This window comes from Streptomyces sp. NBC_00234 (genome assembly GCF_036195325.1).
Classification (GTDB): Bacteria; Actinomycetota; Actinomycetes; order Streptomycetales; family Streptomycetaceae; genus Streptomyces.
Map to the genome: position 1 here is coordinate 1,467,079 of NZ_CP108101.1, position 15,660 is coordinate 1,482,738.

Sequence of the window (15,660 nt, forward strand, 5' to 3'; positions counted from 1 at the left end):
GTCGGGTCGGTACTCCTTCCCGTCCAACGTAGCCCGCGACGCCGTTCCTACACCTACTGCCGGGCGGTCGCCCAGGCGTGCTGCGCCGCGAGGTCGGTCCTGACCTCGGCGAGCTGCACGGCGACGGCGGACGGGGCCGTACCGCCGCGGCCGTCGCGGGAGGCGAGGGCGCCCTTCACGTTGAGGACGGTCCTGACCTCCGGGGTGAGGTGCTCGGAGATCTTCGCGAACTGCTCGTCGGTGAGCTGGTCCAGCTCGATGCCGTGCTGCTCGCACTCCTTGACGCACTCGCCCGCGACCTCGTGCGCGACCCGGAACGGGACGCCCTGCTTGACCAGCCACTCGGCGATGTCGGTGGCGAGCGAGAACCCGGCCGGGGCCAGCTCCTCCATGCGCTCCCGGTTGACGGTGAGCGTCGCCATCATGCCGGTGAAGGCGGGCAGCAGGACTTCGAGCTGGTCGCAGGAGTCGAAGACCGGCTCCTTGTCCTCCTGGAGGTCGCGGTTGTACGCGAGCGGGAGGGCCTTGAGCGTCGCCATGAGGCCCGTCAGATTGCCGATGAGGCGACCCGACTTGCCACGCGCCAGCTCGGCGATGTCCGGGTTCTTCTTCTGCGGCATGATCGAGGAGCCGGTGGAGAAGGCGTCGTGCAGGGTGACGAAGGAGAACTCCTTCGTGTTCCAGATGATGACCTCCTCCGCGATCCGGGAGAGGTTGACGCCGATCATCGCGGTGATGAAGGCGAACTCGGCCACGAAGTCGCGGGAGGCCGTGCCGTCGATGGAGTTGGCGACGGAGCCGCGCTCGAAGCCCAGGTCCGCGGCGACCGCCTCGGGGTCGAGCCCGAGGGACGAGCCGGCGAGCGCGCCGGAGCCGTACGGCGAGACGGCGGTCCGCTCGTCCCACTGCCGCAGCCGCTCGGCGTCCCGGGACAGGGACTGCACATGGGCCAGGACATGGTGGGCGAAGAGGACGGGCTGGGCGTGCTGGAGGTGCGTACGACCGGGCATGGCCACGTCCGGGTGGGCCTCGGCCAGACCGACCAGGGCGTCCTGGAGCTCGGCGACGAGGCCGCCGATGATCCGCGCGTGGTCGCGCAGGTACATCCGGAAGAGCGTGGCGACCTGGTCGTTGCGGGAGCGGCCCGCGCGCAGCTTGCCGCCGAGGTCGGGGCCGAGGCGCTCCAGCAGGCCGCGTTCGAGGGCGGTGTGGACGTCCTCGTCGGCGATCGTGCCGACGAAGGTGCCCGAGGCCACGTCCTGTTCGAGCAGGTCGAGGCCGGCGAGCATGCGGGTCAGCTCGTCCTCGGTGAGCAGGCCGGCCTTGTGCAGCACGCGCGCGTGGGCACGGGAGCCCGCGATGTCGTACGGGGCCAGGCGCCAGTCGAAGTGGACCGAGGCGGAGAGTTTCGCCAGGGCCTCGGCGGGGCCGTCGGCGAACCGGCCGCCCCAGAGGCGGACATCGCCGGTGTTGCTGCTCACGGTTGCTCCTTGTTGTGCGGCGGGGCGGGTGCGGGGATTCGCTCCCCGCACCCGCCCCTTCCCGTAACCGGGGGCTCTGCCCCCGGACCCCGCTCCTCGAACGCCGGAGGGGCTGAAAGTGTGTCAGGCCAGGTCGCGCTTGGCCGCGATCTTCGAGGAGAGTCCGAAGATCTCGATGAAGCCCTGCGCCTTGGACTGGTCGAACGTGTCGCCCGAGTCATAGGTGGCGAGGTTGAAGTCGTAGAGCGACTGCTCGGACTTCCGGCCGGTGACGACGGCGCGGCCGGCGTGCAGGGTCATCCGGATGTCGCCGGTGACGTGCTGGTTGGCCTCGTTGATGAAGCCGTCCAGGGCACGCTTGAGCGGGGAGAACCACAGGCCGTCGTAGACCATCTCGCCCCAGCGCTGCTCGACCTGCCGCTTGTAGCGGGCCAGCTCGCGCTCGACCGTGACGTTCTCCAGCTCCTGGTGCGCGGTGATCAGTGCGATCGCGCCCGGGGCCTCGTACACCTCACGGGACTTGATGCCCACGAGCCGGTCCTCGACGATGTCGATCCGGCCGATGCCCTGGGCTCCGGCCCGCTCGTTGAGCTGCTGGATCGCCTGGAGCACGGTGACGGGCTTGCCGTCGATGGCGACCGGGACGCCCTCCTTGAAGGAGATGACGACCTCGTCGGCCTCGCGGGGGGTCGCCGGGTTCTGCGTGTACTCGTAGATGTCCTCGATCGGCGCGTTCCAGATGTCCTCCAGGAAGCCCGTCTCGACGGCACGCCCGAAGACGTTCTGGTCGATGGAGTACGGGGACTTCTTGGTGGTCGCGATCGGGAGGTTCTTCTCCTCGCAGAAGGCGATCGCCTTGTCACGGGTCATCGCGTAGTCGCGGACCGGGGCGATGCACTTCAGGTCGGGACCGAGCGCGGAGATGCCGGCCTCGAAGCGGACCTGGTCGTTGCCCTTGCCGGTGCAGCCGTGGGCGACGATGCCGGCGTTGTGCTTCTTGGCGGCGGCGACGAGGTGCTTGACGATCGTCGGCCGGGAGAGCGCCGAGACCAGCGGGTAACGGTCCATGTAGAGGGCGTTGGCCTTGATCGCCGGGAGGCAGTACTCATCGGCGAACTCGTCCTTGGCGTCCGCGACCTCGGCTTCGACGGCGCCGCAGGCGAGCGCGCGCTTGCGGATGACGTCCAGGTCCTCGCCGCCCTGGCCGACGTCCACGGCAACGGCGATGACCTCGGCGCCCGTCTCCTCGGCGATCCAGCCGATGGCGACGGAGGTGTCCAGGCCGCCCGAGTAGGCGAGTACGACGCGCTCGGTCACGGGTTTCTCCTTACGGTGCAATCACTGATGGGTATAACTATGCAGTCCTCCGTATGCTTTGTCAAAGGTCCAGGTCAGAGGGGTCCGCAGAGCGGGGCAGCCGTAAATGGCGGCGACTTCTGGCGCCCGGCCCCTCTACGATCGGCGCCTCACGAGGGGCGGGGCGCGATGTACTACGACGAGGGCAGGGCCGCGGAACGGCTGGCGCGCGGCGTGCCGCCGCACGAGGCCCTGGACACCACATCGGCCCAGGCATGGGTGACCTTCGACGCGGATGTACGGACACTGCCCTGGGTCGGCCGGCCGAGCACACTGGCCCGGCGCCCCCCGCTCGCGCTGCTCCTGTGCCACCCCGACGGCCGGACCCGTGAGGCTGCGCTGGACTCGGTGCGTGATGCTCCCGAACTGCGCCCGCTCGTGGTGCTGCGCTGCGCCGACTGGGCGGGGCCGGTACGCGAGCGCGCCCGGACCCTGCTCGCCAAGGTGCCAGGACCGGAACTGGTGCCGTTGGCCGCGCTGATCCTGCGGCTGGCCGGGCGGGCGCAGGGCGGTTTCGCCCATGCGCTGCTGGAGAGCAGCCTGCGCGAGGGGCCTGCGGCCGACGTCGAGGTGCTGATGGCACACCCGGACCGGGCGACGCGCCGGTTCGCCCACCGGATCGCGGTCGGCCGACAGCTGCTGTCGCCCATGCGGCTGGCCGTCATCGCCACCACGGAAGGGGATGTCACCCTCCAGGACCTGTGCGCGGAAGCGGCTCTCGCCCGCCTGCGGGAGGGTGCCGAGCCCGCCTTACTGGACCGGCTGCTGGCAGCCCGCTCGCCCCGTGTCCGCTCGGCGGGCGTCACCGCCCTGCGCGCGGCCGGGCGGCACGGTGAAGCCGAGCCGTACCTCGCCGATCGCTCCGCGGCCGTACGGGCCTGCGCGCGCTATGTCCTGCGACAGGCCGGAGTCGACCCGCTCCCCCTCTACCGGGACCTGTGCTCGGATCCGTCCGCGCACCCGGGGGCCGCCGCCGGACTCGGCGAGTGCGGGGAGAGGGCGGACGCGGGCACCCTGTGGACGCTGACCGGGCACCCGCTCGCGGCCGTACGCGTCCAGGCGGTCACCGGCCTGCGCGCGCTCGACGCCGTGTCGTACGAGCGGATGCGCCCGCTGCTGGAGGACCCCGCGCCCGCCGTGGTCCGGGGTGCGACGCTCGCGCTGCTCCCGGACGCCGACCGGTTCGAGGAACACTGGCTGCGGGCGTGCCTCGCTCCGGACCGCCCACGCGCGGCACAGGTGGCCGCGCAGCGGCTGCTGCGGGAGCGCCACCGTCGCAGCGGTCGTCCCGCGGGCTGAAATCCCCATGGCCGGGCGGGAACGGGCCGCGATACTCGCCCCATGGGAAAAACGTACGAACGCATCGACGGACGGCTCAGGACCTTCATCGAAGAGCAGCACATCTTCTTCGCGGCGACCGCTCCCCTCGACGCGGAGGGCACGGTCAACCTCTCCCCCAAGGGCGTGAGCGGATCGTTCGCCGTAGTCGACGAACGGACCGTGGCGTACCTGGACTTCGCCGGGAGCACGGCGGAGACCATCGCCCATCTCCGCGAGAACGGCCGCGTCACGCTGATGTGGTGCGCCTTCCAGGGGCCGCCGAACATCGTCCGGGTGCACGGGCGCGGGGAGCCGGTGTTCCGCGACGATCCCCGCTTCGGCGAGCTGCTGACCCACTTCCCGGCGGTGGACCCCACGGCGCACGGGCTGCGGGCGATCATCGTGGTGACGGCCGAGCTGATCCGGGACTCGTGCGGGTTCGCGGTGCCGTACATGTCGTACGACGAGGACCGCTCGCTCCACGCCGACCGGTTCCGGCGCGACGACGACGCCAGTCTCAGCGCCTACTTCGAGAAGAAGCCGGACATCGCCACGAGCATCGACGGACTGCCGGGGCTTCCGCTGCCGCTGCCGCCTCTTCCGGTGCCCGTGCCGCCCGCCGGGTGACCCGCTGGGCCGTACGGAGCAGGCGCGGTGGGGGCCCGGCCGCCCTGCCCGTACGGTCCGGAACATGCGCAGACTTCTGGTCACCGGTTCGGTACTGCTGGCTCTGCTGGGCTCCGTCGCGGCCGGTGACCCCGGCGCGCCGCCCCTTCCGGAGCGGCTCGCCGACACCGGCGGCGGCTCCCAGCTGATCACCGCCGAGGCCCCGTCCGAGGGCTCCACCACCGGCACGGTCACCTGGTGGGAGTGGCGGCGGGGCGGCTGGTCCGAGGCCGGGTCCGCGCCGGCCCGCTTCGGCGCGAACGGCCTGACGGAGGGCAGTGCGCGAACCCAGGGCACGAACACCACGCCCACCGGTCTGTACGACCTGCCGTACGCCTTCGGGATCGAGGAGGCCCCGGCCGGGACCGGCTACCCGTACCGCCGGGTCAACGACCGTTCCTGGTGGTGCCAGGACAACGACGCCCGCTCCTACAACCGTTGGGTGGAGCCGCGGCCTGCGGACTGCCGGGCCACCGAGGCCGAGCATCTGGTCACGTACGGCACGCAGTACGCGCACGCGCTCGTCATCGGCTTCAACTACGAGCAGCCGGTACGGGGCCGGGGCGCCGGGATCTTTCTCCATGTCAACGGCCGTGGTGCGACCGCCGGTTGCGTCTCCGTACCGGCGGCCGCGATGAGCCGGATCCTGGCCTGGGCCGATCCTGCCCGCCGTCCCCACATCGCGATCGGGACGCGTTCGGGACCGACGGCGATCACGCGCTACTAGGGCCTCGTCAGCGGTCGTTCTGGGCGAGGCGCAGGAGGTGGTCGGCGAGCGCCTGGCCGCCCGCCGGGTCGCGGCTGATCAGCATCAGCGTGTCGTCGCCCGCGATCGTCCCGAGGATGTCGTGCAGTTCGGCCTGGTCGATGGCCGAGGCGAGGAACTGCGCCGCGCCCGGAGGCGTACGCAGGACCACCAGGTTGGCCGATGCCTCCGCCGAGATGAGCAGTTCGGCGGAGAGCCTGCGCATCCGCTCCTCCTTGGCGGAGCCGCCCAGCGGTGCCTGCGGGGTGCGGAAACCGCCCTCGCTCGGCACCGCGTAGATCAGCTCGCCACCGGTGTTACGGATCTTCACCGCGCCGAGCTCGTCCAGATCGCGGGAGAGCGTCGCCTGGGTGACGCTCAGCCCGTCGTCGGCGAGGAGCTTGGCCAGCTGGCTCTGCGAGCGCACCGGCTGCCGGTTCAGGATGTCCACGATCCGGCGGTGGCGGGCCGTGCGGGTCTGCGGCACGGACGGCCCGCCGTGCTCGGTTTCCTGCGCCTCGGTCATCGTCGTCGCCTCATTCTCCGGATCGTCATTCCCCGGATCGTCCGTCCCCGTATGCCGCGTCGAGAGCTCCCGGCAGAATCCGCAGGAACGCGTCCACCTCCGCGTCGCCGATGATCAGCGGCGGCATGAGCCGTACGACATCGGGGGCGGGCGCGTTCACCAGGAGTCCGGCTCCCTGGGCCGCCTGCTGCACCTGCGGTGCGAGGGGTCCGGTGAGCACGATACCCAGCAGCAGGCCGGAGCCGCGGACGTGGGAGACCAAGGGGTGCCCCAGGCCCTCCACTCCCTCCCTGATCCTCTCGCCCAGACGCTTCACGTTGTCCAGGGCGCCGTCGGCGGCGAGCGTGTCCAGGACGGCGAGTCCGGCCGCGCAGGCGATCGGGTTGCCGCCGAACGTCGTGCCGTGGTGACCGGGCTTCAGCAGGTCGGCCGCCGGGCCGAACGCGACGGTGGCGCCGATCGGCAGTCCGCCTCCGAGGCCCTTGGCGAGGGTGACGAGGTCCGGCTCGACACCCTGGTGGGCCTGGTGCTCGAACCAGTGGCCGCACCGGCCGATCCCGGTCTGCACCTCGTCGAGCACGAGGAGGGTGCCGGTGGCCCGGGTGATCTCCCTGGCGGCCTCCAGATAGCCCTTGGGCGGGACGACGACGCCGTTCTCGCCCTGGACCGGCTCGACGATCAGCAGGGCCGTGTCGGTGGTCACCGCGGCCCTGAGCGCCTCGACGTCGCCGTACGGGACATGCGTGACGTCGCCGGGCAGCGGGACGAACGGCTCCCGCTTCTTGGGCTGGCCGGTGAGGGCCAGCGCGCCCATGGTCCGGCCGTGGAAGCCTCCTTCGGTGGCGACCATGTGCGTACGCCCGGTCAGCCGGCCGATCTTGAAGGCGGCCTCGTTCGCCTCGGCGCCCGAGTTGGAGAAGTAGACCCTGCCGGCCCGGCCGAAGAGCTGGAGCAGCCGTTCGGCGAGGGCCACGGGCGGTTCGGCGATGAAGAGGTTGGAGACGTGGCCGAGGGACGCGATCTGGGTGGAGACCGCCTCGACGACGGCGGGGTGGGCGTGGCCCAGCGCGTTCACCGCGATACCGCCGACGAAGTCGAGGTATTCGGTGCCGTCGGCATCCCAGACGTGGGCGCCGGCGCCGCGGACCAGGGGGAGCTGCGGGGTGCCGTAGTTGTCCATCAGCGTGCCCTGCCAGCGCTGCGAGAGCTCCTCGTTGCTCATGACTCCCCCTCGGTGTCGGTCGGTGCGTCGGCCACGACCATCGTGCCGACTCCTTCGTCGGTGAAGATCTCCAGCAGGATCGAGTGCTGGACCCGGCCGTCGATGACACGGGCGGTCCCGACCCCGTTGCGTACGGCGTGGAGGCAGCCCTGCATCTTCGGGACCATGCCACTGGAGAGGCTGGGCAGCAGCTTCTCCAGCTCGGTGGCGGTGAGCCGGCTGATCACGTCGTCGCTGTTGGGCCAGTCCTCGTAGAGGCCCTCGACGTCGGTGAGGACCATCAGCGTCTCGGCGTTCAGCGCGGCGGCGAGTGCGGCTGCCGCCGTGTCCGCGTTGACGTTGTAGACGTGGTTGTCGTCGGCGGAACGCGCGATGGAGGAGACGACGGGGATCCGGCCGTCGTCCAGCAGTGCCTGTATGGCGCCGGTGTCGATCGCGGTGATCTCGCCGACCCGGCCGATGTCGACGAGTTCGCCGTCGATGGTGGGCCGGTGCTGGACGGCGGTGATGGTCTGGGCGTCCTCGCCCGTCATGCCGACGGCGAGCGGACCGTGCTGGTTGAGGAGACCGACCAGCTCGCGCTGGACCTGTCCGGCCAGGACCATCCGTACGACGTCCATCGCCTCGGGCGTGGTGACCCGGAGTCCGGCCTTGAACTCGCTGACGAGGCCCTGCTTGTCGAGCTGGGCGCTGATCTGCGGGCCGCCGCCGTGCACGACGACGGGCTTGAGGCCGGCCTGGCGAAGGAAGACGACGTCCTGGGCGAAGGCCGCCTTCAGCTCCTCGTCGATCATGGCGTTGCCGCCGAACTTGATGACGACGGTCCTGCCGTTGTGCCGGGTCAGCCAGGGCAGCGCCTCGATGAGGATCTGCGCCTTCGGCAGTGCGGTGTGCTTCCGCGCCGTACTCATGAGCTGTACGCGCTGTTCTCGTGGACGTACTCCGCGGTCAGGTCGTTGGCCCAGATGACGGCCGACTCCGTGCCCTCGGAGAGGTCGGCGGTGATCCTGACCTCGCGGTACCGCATGTCGACGAGGTCGCGGTCCTCGCCCACACCGCCGCCCTTGCAGACCCAGACGTCGTTGATGGCGACGTTCAGCCGGTCGGGCTCGAAGGCGGCCCCGGTGGTGCCGATCGCGGAGAGGACGCGGCCCCAGTTGGGGTCCTCACCGTGGATGGCGCACTTGAGGAGGTTGTTACGGGCGATGCTCCGGCCGACCTCGACGGCGTCGTCCTCGGTCGCGGCGTTGATCACCTCGATGCGGATGTCCTTCGAGGCGCCCTCGGCGTCGCCGATCAGCTGCCGGGCGAGGTCGGCGCAGACGCTCCGTACGGCCTCGGCGAACGCGTCCTGCGCGGGCGTGATCCCGCTCGCTCCGGAGGCGAGGAGCAGCACGGTGTCGTTGGTCGACATGCAGCCGTCGGAGTCGACCCGGTCGAAGGTGGTGCGGGTGGCGTCGCGCAGTGCGGCGTCGAGCGCGGGGGTCTCGACATCGGCGTCGGTGGTGAGGACGACCAGCATGGTGGCGAGGCCCGGGGCGAGCATGCCCGCGCCCTTGGCCATGCCGCCGACCGTCCAGCCGCCCTGGGTGGCCACGCTCGTCTTGTGGACCGTGTCGGTGGTCTTGATCGCGATGGCGGCCTTCTCGCCGCCGTGCTCGCTGAGCGCCGCCGCGGCCAGCTCGATGCCGGGCAGCAGCTTGTCCATGGGGAGCAGCTGGCCGATGAGTCCGGTCGAGGCGACCGCGATCTCGCCCGCGCTGTGGCCTTCGAGGACCTCGGCGGCCTTCTCCGCGGTGGCGTGCGTGTCCTGGAAACCCTGGGGGCCCGTACAGGCGTTGGCGCCACCCGAGTTGAGGACGACGGCCGTGACCTCTCCGCCCTTGAGCACCTGCTCCGACCAGAGGACGGGAGCGGCCTTGACGCGGTTGGAGGTGAAGACGCCCGCGGCGGCGCGACGCGGCCCGTGGTTGACCACGAGGGCCAGGTCCGGTTGACCGCTCTCCTTGATTCCGGCGGCGATGCCCGCCGCCGAGAATCCCTGTGCTGCCGTGACGCTCACGGTGCGACTCCGATCGTGGAAAGACCTGTGTCCTCGGGGAGTCCGAGGGCGATGTTCATGCTCTGCAGGGCGCCGCCCGCGGTGCCCTTGGCGAGGTTGTCGATGGCGCTGATCACGATGATCCGGCCCGCGGCCTCGTCGTGGGCGACCTGGATCTGTACGGCGTTGGAACCGTGGACGGACGCTGTGGCGGGCCACTGCCCCTCGGGGAGCAGGTCCACGAACGGCTCGTCCGCGAACGCCTTCTCGTAGGCCGTACGCAGGGTCTCGGCGTTCACGCCCGGCTTCGCCTTGGCGCTGCAGGTGGCGAGGATGCCGCGCGGCATGGGGGCGAGGGTGGGCGTGAAGGAGACGGTCACCGGCTCCCCGGCGGCGGCGCTGAGGTTCTGGATCATCTCGGGGGTGTGCCGGTGCGCTCCGCCGACGCCGTACGGGGACATGTTGCCCATCACCTCGGAGCCGAGCAGGTGCGGCTTGGCCGCCTTGCCCGCCCCGGACGTACCGGAAGCGGCGACGATCACGGCCTCGGCTTCGGCGAGTCCGGCCGCGTACGCGGGGAAGAGCGCGAGGGAGACGGCGGTCGGATAGCAGCCGGGCACCGCGATGCGCTTGGCGCCTGCCAGCGCCGCCCGGCCGCCGGGCAGCTCGGGCAGCCCGTAGGGCCAGGTGCCGGCGTGCGGCGAACCGTAGAACTTCTCCCAGTCGGCGGCGTCCTTCAGCCGGAAGTCGGCGCCCATGTCGACGACGAGCACCTCGTCCCCCAGCTGCTCGGCGACGGCCGCGGACTCACCGTGCGGCAGGGCGAGGAAGACGACGTCGTGCCCGGCGAGCACCTCGGCGGTGGTCGGCTGGAGCACCCGGCCGGCGAGCGGCCGGAGGTGCGGCTGCAGGGGGCCGAGCGGCTGCCCCGCGTTGGAATGCGCGGTGAGGGCCCCGATCTCGACCTGGGGGTGGACCAGCAGGAGACGGAGCAGCTCCCCGCCCGCGTATCCGCTCGCCCCTGCTACCGCTGCGCGTACCACCATCGAAATCCTCCTCCTAGAGGGCATGACTATACGCAGCGCTGCACTTTTATGCAAAGATCTCGACAGGACTCCAGGAACTCCGGTTGTGACTGAGCGTTTCAGTTGGCCCCTGAGCGTTGTACTTGGCCCGGCCGAGCGTGACGGTTGGCCGGGCCGTTCACGGATGGCGCTCCGCCGATCTGATCCGCTGCAGCGTCATGGGTTTTCTCGTTACTCCACGGCGCGGCCGATGAGTTTGCGGCTCCCGGCCGGTCCAAGCTCGTGACACCGCAGGAAAGGACACCGCCATGTCGAAGCTTCTCGTCGACTTCATCACCTCCCTCGACGGCCACGCATCGGGAGAGGGATGGCCCGGGTTCTGGGGCCTCGAGGGCCCGGAGTACCTCGCATGGCTCGGCAAGCAGCCCGAGGCCACCTACCTGATGGGAGCGAACACCTACCGCCTTATGTCGGGCTTCGCTGCAGGCGAGGTCCCGAATGACCAAGACGAGTTCAGGCCCGAAGAAGAGGCGTCCGTCGACGAGCTCACGCAAGCGTCCAAGATGGTGTTCTCCTCCTCACTCGAGGAGCCACTGACGTGGGCCAACTCCACGCTCGTCCGCGACGACGCCGTCGAGGCGGTCCGCGCCATGAAGTCGAGTGGCTCGGGGCTCCTCAGCACCATCGGCAGCCTCAGCCTGTGCCGGTCCCTGCTACGAGCCGGACTCGTCGACCGCTTCCGGGTCGTGATGTTCCCGGTGATCACCGGGGCCACGGGCGAAGAACGCATCTACGACGGCTATCCGGACATTGCCCTCGAGATGATCGAGCACCACACCTTCGACGGCCGCATCCAACTGGTCGAGTACAAGCCCCGCGTGCTCGAGCACCCGCCGCTCGGCGTACCTGCGTGACGTCGCCCCGTCCGCCGCAGTCTCCGCAAAGATCCACCTTCCGGATACGGATGCGCCGCTGAACGCTTCCCTGGGCAGAGCCTCGCGAACCGAGCGCTCTACATGGCCGATGGGGCCGGCTGAAGCGCTCAGTCACATCCGGTTGTGACTGAGCACCATGGACGGCCCCTGCGCGTTCCGGTCGGCTCCCACGAGGACGCCAACCAGACCGGAAGCCGCCGGGTCTCGCTGTCGTACCCCGCCTCTATGCTCCTGCGATGACGTCCTACGAAGGCACACACCCCACCGTTCTCGTTCGTGTGGGCAGCCGAAACGCCCGGATCGACGAAGAGCTCGCGCCTGCGATCCAGGCAATCTGGGAGTGCGGGTTCGACACCTTCACCTGCTGTCAGGATCTGGCCGAGAGCAATGCGGCTTGGCCGGAGAAGCTGCCGCACATGGCGGAGTGGGTGGAGTCCCGCCGAGGCTGGATGCTCATCGACTTCCCGGTCGACAGTGGGCTCGGCCTCCTCACGGCCGTGGCGAACGCCGGCCCGCGCGATGCCTTCTACGTGCGGATGACGCATTGGGCCGCCCCGGACGCCTGGGACGTGAAGATCAAACCGATGGACGCCGCGATGTTCGGTGAGGACCGGCCGTCCCACTTCGGCCTGCGCCTGCTGCAGGTGAGCTTTCCCGCCTACGACCTGCCGGAACTGACCCGACGCCTCCACGAACACGCGGCCGGCCGCACTGTGCCGCCTGCCCCCGCCGACTGGAGCACCGTCGGCCGTTAGCTCTGGATCTCCACAAAAGGAAAGGCAAGGAGGTAACCCACTCCTTGCCACTCTCAAGATATAGCGCACCCGGGGGCTTGCGGCAAGACCCCGGTCGTCCCGCAGAATCACCCACTCAAGCGAGAACCTGCGGAGACGGATGAGGGCTTTGATGAGTGACGTGATCGTGGTCGGCGGCGGACCCACCGGCTTGATGCTGGCCTGCGAGCTGCGGCTGCACGGCGTGCACGTGGTCGTACTGGAGAAGCTGACCGAGCCGACCCCGCAGTCCCGCGGGCAGGGTCTGCACGCGCGCAGCGTCGAGGTGATGGACCAGCGCGGACTGCTGGAGAGGTTCCTCGCGGTCAGTGAGAAGTTCCAGGTCGGCGGTCTCTTCGGCGGCATCGCCAAGCCGTGGCCCGACCAATTGGACACCGCCCACCCGTTCGGTCTCGCCACTCCGCAGCCGGTCACCGAGCGGCTGCTCGACGAGCGTGCCGTCGAACTCGGCACGGAGTTCCGGCGCGGCTGCGAAGTGGTGGGGCTGAGCCAGGACGAGGACGGGGTGACCGTCGAGCTGGCGGACGGCACGCAGCTGCGCTCGCGCTACGTCGTCGGGTGCGACGGCGGCCGGAGCACGGTGCGCAAGCTGCTCGGCGTCGGCTTCCCCGGCGAGCCCGCCAAGGTCGAGACGCTGCTCGGCGAGATGGAGGTGACCGAGGACCCGGCGACGATCGCCGCCGTGGTCGAGAAGGTCCGCAGGACCCAGCTGCGGTTCGGCGTCGCCCCGGGCGAGAACGGGGTGTGCCGCGTCGTCGTGCCCGCCGACGGGGTGGCCGAGGACCGTGCGGCCACGCCGACCCTGGAGGATTTCCGGAAGCAGCTGCGGGCGGTCGCGGGCACCGACTTCGGCGTGCACTCGCCGCGCTGGCTGTCCCGGTTCGGCGACGCCACCCGGCAGGCCGAGCGCTACCGGGTCGGCCGGGTGCTGCTGGCCGGCGACGCGGCGCACATCCACCCGCCGACCGGCGGCCAGGGGCTCAACCTCGGCGTGCAGGACGCGTTCAACCTCGGCTGGAAGCTGGCCGCCGCGGTCGACGGGTGGGCACCGGAGGGGCTGCTGGACAGCTACCACGCCGAACGCCACCCGGTGGGCGCCGCCGTGCTGGACAACACCCGCGCCCAGATCACGCTGCTGGGGACCGATCCGGGTGCGACCGCGCTGCGGGAGCTGTTCTCGAAGCTGATGGACTTCGAGGAGGTGAACCGGTACGTGACCGGGATCATCACCGCGGTCGGGGTCGCGTACGACTTCGGCGAGGGGCACGCACTGCTCGGCACGCGGATGCGGGACGTACCGCTCAAGCAGGGGCGCCTCTACGAGCGGATGCACGGCGGGCGCGGGCTGCTGCTCGACCCGACGGGGCGGCTCTCGGTGGCGGGCTGGGCCGACCGGGTCGACCACGTCGTGGACGTCAGCGAGGAACTGGACGTGCCCGCGGTGCTGCTGCGGCCGGACGGCCATGTGGCGTGGGTCGGTGAGGACCAGCAGGATCTGCTCGGCCGGCTCCCCCGGTGGTTCGGCGCCCCGGCGGCCTGACCCTTCGTCGGCGCACCGGCCCCGGGCCGGTGCGCCGGCCGTCAGTACCCGGCCGGGCGTACGAGTCCGGTCTCGTACGCGTGGACCGCCGCCTGGGTCCGGTCGCGCAGGGAGAGCTTGACGAGAATCCGGCTCACGTGGGTCTTCACCGTCTGTTCGGCGACGACCAGGCGGACCGCTATCTCCGCGTTCGACAGCCCGTGCGCGATCAGCGACAGCACCTCCGTCTCGCGCTGCGTCAGGTCCCCGAGGCGCTCCTTGAGGGGGGCGCGCGGGGCGTCGGCCAGCCGGGAGTACTCGGCGATCAGCCGCTTGGTGATGTTCGGGGCGAGCAGGGCGTCTCCGGCCGCAACGACCCGTACCGCGTGGGCCAGTTCGGCCGCCGACGCGTCCTTCAGCAGGAAGCCGGACGCGCCCGCGCGCAGCGCCTCGTACACGTACTCGTCGAGGTCGAAGGTGGTCAGGACGAGGACCTTGACGGTGGCGTCGTGCGGCGCGGTGAGGCGGCGGGTCGCCTCGATGCCGCCGAGTCCGGGCATTCGGATGTCCATCAGGACGACGTCGGGGGCCAGTTCGGCGACCTTGGCGACGGCGTCGAGGCCGTCCACGGCCTGACCGACGACCTCGATGCCCGGCTCGGCGTCGAGCAGCACCGTGAAGCCCTGCCGGACCATCATCTGGTCGTCGACGATCAGCACACGGATGGTCATACGGGATCCTCCAGGGGAAGGGTGGCGACCACTTCGTAACCGCCTTCGGCCGTAGGCCCGTTGGCGAAGTCTCCGCCCAGCATGGCGGTACGTTCCCGCATGCCGAGCAGTCCGTGGCCGAGTCCGGGCGACGGGGCGGCGGGACGGTCGGGGGCGGTGTTGGTGACGCGGACGGTGACCGCGGACGAGTGGTAGCCGGTCTCCACCCGCACCTGCGCTCCGGGCGCGTGGCGCATCACGTTGCTCAGCGCCTCCTGGACGATACGGAACGCCGACAGTTCGACGCCCGGTGAGAGCGGGCGCCGCTCCCCCGACCACTCGGTGACGACCGCGATCCCGGCCCCCCGCACCGTACCGACCAGCTCCTCCAGCCGGTCGAGCGTGGGCTGCGGTGCGTGGCGCACCCCTTCGGAGAGGGCGTCCTCGGAGCGCAGCACGCCCAGCACCCGGCGCAGTTCGGTGAGGGCCTCGACGGCGTTCTCCCGTATCGAGGCGAGGTTCTCCCGCAGCTCGCCGGAGGGGTTCTCGACCAGGTGCGGGGCGACCTGCGCCTGGATGGAGATCACCGTCATGTGATGGGCGACCACGTCGTGGAGTTCGCGGGCGATCCGGTTGCGCTCCTCCGCCACGGTGCGCCTGGAGCGTTCCTCGGCGGTCAGTTCCGCCTGGACGACGAGCTGGCCACGGGCCACCCGGATGCCGCGCAGCGCGGCGCCGAGCACTGTCGCGACGAGGAAGAAGGGCGCTGCCCGGTCGACGTCGTAGTTGTGGGACTGGGTGGCGAATCCGGTGCAGGCGACGCCCGCCAGGAAGGTGAGCGTCAGCGTCCGCACCGCGGTCCAGGGCCGCACCCGTGACGCCACCAGGAACAGCACCAAGCTCTGCAGGGCGATCCCGGGAATGGTCCACGGGTACAGCGTGTCCCTGCTGATCAGCGGTTCCGATACGAGGGTCGCGACGACCATGAGGACCGTCGAAGCCCACCAGGCCGGCAGGGGCCGGGACATCGCGGCGACGAGCGCCGCCGACTGGAACGCTGCCAGCAGCACGGCGTGCCAGGTGACCGCCCCGCCCTCCTCTCCGGAGACGTTCACGTTCATGACGGCGATGGTCACCGCGAACATCACCAGCACCATCCAGGACACCGGCCGCCAGACCGGCCAGCCCGGCTCGCCCATGCGCGGCAGCGGATCGGCGGCCCCCGTCCACATGTCCTCGCGCACGGTGCGCGGCAGCCTCCGCACCGCCGCCACCAGTCTCCTGCCGTTTCCCGCCCCCGTCGGTTCCACCTGATGCACC

Annotated in this window: 15 protein-coding genes; 6 read left to right on the plus strand and 9 right to left on the minus strand. The window is 70.8% G+C overall.

Going from position 1 to position 15,660, the window contains the following annotated elements:
• Positions 1-53: 53 nt before the first annotated feature.
• Both argH and OG230_RS06280 read right to left on the minus strand, forming a co-directional pair.
• On the minus strand, positions 54-1,481 hold the full coding sequence (argH, locus tag OG230_RS06275) for an argininosuccinate lyase (RefSeq protein WP_328909127.1): 1,428 nt from the start codon (positions 1,479-1,481) through the stop codon (positions 54-56).
• Between the two features lie 123 nt (positions 1,482-1,604).
• Complete coding sequence (locus OG230_RS06280) at positions 1,605-2,798, minus strand: argininosuccinate synthase (RefSeq protein ID WP_328909128.1); 1,194 nt, start codon at positions 2,796-2,798, stop codon at positions 1,605-1,607.
• Positions 2,799-2,966: 168 nt separating this feature from the next.
• Between OG230_RS06280 and OG230_RS06285 the strand changes: the two genes are divergently transcribed.
• The 3 genes from OG230_RS06285 (at position 2,967) to OG230_RS06295 (ending at position 5,550) form a co-directional block, all read left to right on the plus strand.
• On the plus strand, positions 2,967-4,136 hold the full coding sequence (locus OG230_RS06285) for a hypothetical protein (protein WP_328909129.1): 1,170 nt from the start codon (positions 2,967-2,969) through the stop codon (positions 4,134-4,136).
• Positions 4,137-4,178: 42 nt separating this feature from the next.
• Positions 4,179-4,784, plus strand: a complete 606-nt coding sequence (locus OG230_RS06290; protein WP_328909130.1) for a pyridoxamine 5'-phosphate oxidase family protein — start codon at positions 4,179-4,181, stop codon at positions 4,782-4,784.
• 64 nt (positions 4,785-4,848) lie between these two features.
• Positions 4,849-5,550, plus strand: coding sequence for a L,D-transpeptidase family protein (locus OG230_RS06295; RefSeq protein WP_328909131.1), 702 nt, complete (start codon positions 4,849-4,851; stop codon positions 5,548-5,550).
• A 7-nt stretch (positions 5,551-5,557) separates the two neighbouring features.
• Here the strand turns inward: OG230_RS06295 and OG230_RS06300 are convergent, their stop codons facing one another.
• The 5 genes from OG230_RS06300 to argC are packed head-to-tail and all read right to left on the minus strand — an operon-like array spanning position 5,558 to position 10,403.
• Positions 5,558-6,094 carry an arginine repressor gene (locus OG230_RS06300; RefSeq protein WP_018515284.1) on the minus strand — a complete coding sequence of 179 codons (537 nt, stop codon included), beginning with the start codon at positions 6,092-6,094 and terminating at the stop codon, positions 5,558-5,560.
• A gap of 25 nt (positions 6,095-6,119) precedes the next feature.
• On the minus strand, positions 6,120-7,316 hold the full coding sequence (locus tag OG230_RS06305; protein WP_328909132.1) for an acetylornithine transaminase: 1,197 nt from the start codon (positions 7,314-7,316) through the stop codon (positions 6,120-6,122).
• Positions 7,313-8,227, minus strand: coding sequence for an acetylglutamate kinase (argB, locus tag OG230_RS06310; protein ID WP_328909133.1), 915 nt, complete (start codon positions 8,225-8,227; stop codon positions 7,313-7,315). The genes OG230_RS06305 and argB overlap by 4 nt, the downstream gene beginning before the upstream one ends.
• Positions 8,224-9,378: a bifunctional glutamate N-acetyltransferase/amino-acid acetyltransferase ArgJ gene (gene argJ / locus OG230_RS06315; RefSeq protein WP_328909134.1), complete on the minus strand. Its 1,155-nt coding sequence runs from the start codon at positions 9,376-9,378 to the stop codon at positions 8,224-8,226. The genes argB and argJ overlap by 4 nt, the downstream gene beginning before the upstream one ends.
• Positions 9,375-10,403, minus strand: coding sequence for an N-acetyl-gamma-glutamyl-phosphate reductase (gene argC, locus OG230_RS06320; RefSeq protein WP_328909135.1), 1,029 nt, complete (start codon positions 10,401-10,403; stop codon positions 9,375-9,377). The genes argJ and argC overlap by 4 nt, the downstream gene beginning before the upstream one ends.
• 287 nt (positions 10,404-10,690) lie before the next feature.
• Here argC and OG230_RS06325 point away from each other — a divergent pair, with 287 nt between their 5' ends.
• The 3 genes from OG230_RS06325 (at position 10,691) to rox (ending at position 13,651) form a co-directional block, all read left to right on the plus strand.
• On the plus strand, positions 10,691-11,296 hold the full coding sequence (locus OG230_RS06325) for a dihydrofolate reductase family protein (RefSeq protein WP_328909136.1): 606 nt from the start codon (positions 10,691-10,693) through the stop codon (positions 11,294-11,296).
• 257 nt (positions 11,297-11,553) lie between these two features.
• On the plus strand, positions 11,554-12,072 hold the full coding sequence (locus tag OG230_RS06330; protein ID WP_328909137.1) for a hypothetical protein: 519 nt from the start codon (positions 11,554-11,556) through the stop codon (positions 12,070-12,072).
• Between the two features lie 106 nt (positions 12,073-12,178).
• Positions 12,179-13,651: a rifampin monooxygenase gene (rox, locus tag OG230_RS06335; protein ID WP_328911318.1), complete on the plus strand. Its 1,473-nt coding sequence runs from the start codon at positions 12,179-12,181 to the stop codon at positions 13,649-13,651.
• A gap of 41 nt (positions 13,652-13,692) precedes the next feature.
• Here rox and OG230_RS06340 read toward each other — a convergent pair whose 3' ends face one another.
• Both OG230_RS06340 and OG230_RS06345 read right to left on the minus strand, forming a co-directional pair.
• On the minus strand, positions 13,693-14,361 hold the full coding sequence (locus tag OG230_RS06340; RefSeq protein ID WP_328909138.1) for a response regulator transcription factor: 669 nt from the start codon (positions 14,359-14,361) through the stop codon (positions 13,693-13,695).
• Positions 14,358-15,650 (minus strand): sensor histidine kinase, encoded by a 1,293-nt coding sequence (locus OG230_RS06345; protein ID WP_443051505.1) that lies wholly within the window; start codon positions 15,648-15,650, stop codon positions 14,358-14,360. Before OG230_RS06345 ends, OG230_RS06340 begins: the two co-directional genes overlap by 4 nt.
• Positions 15,651-15,660: the final 10 nt, after the last annotated feature.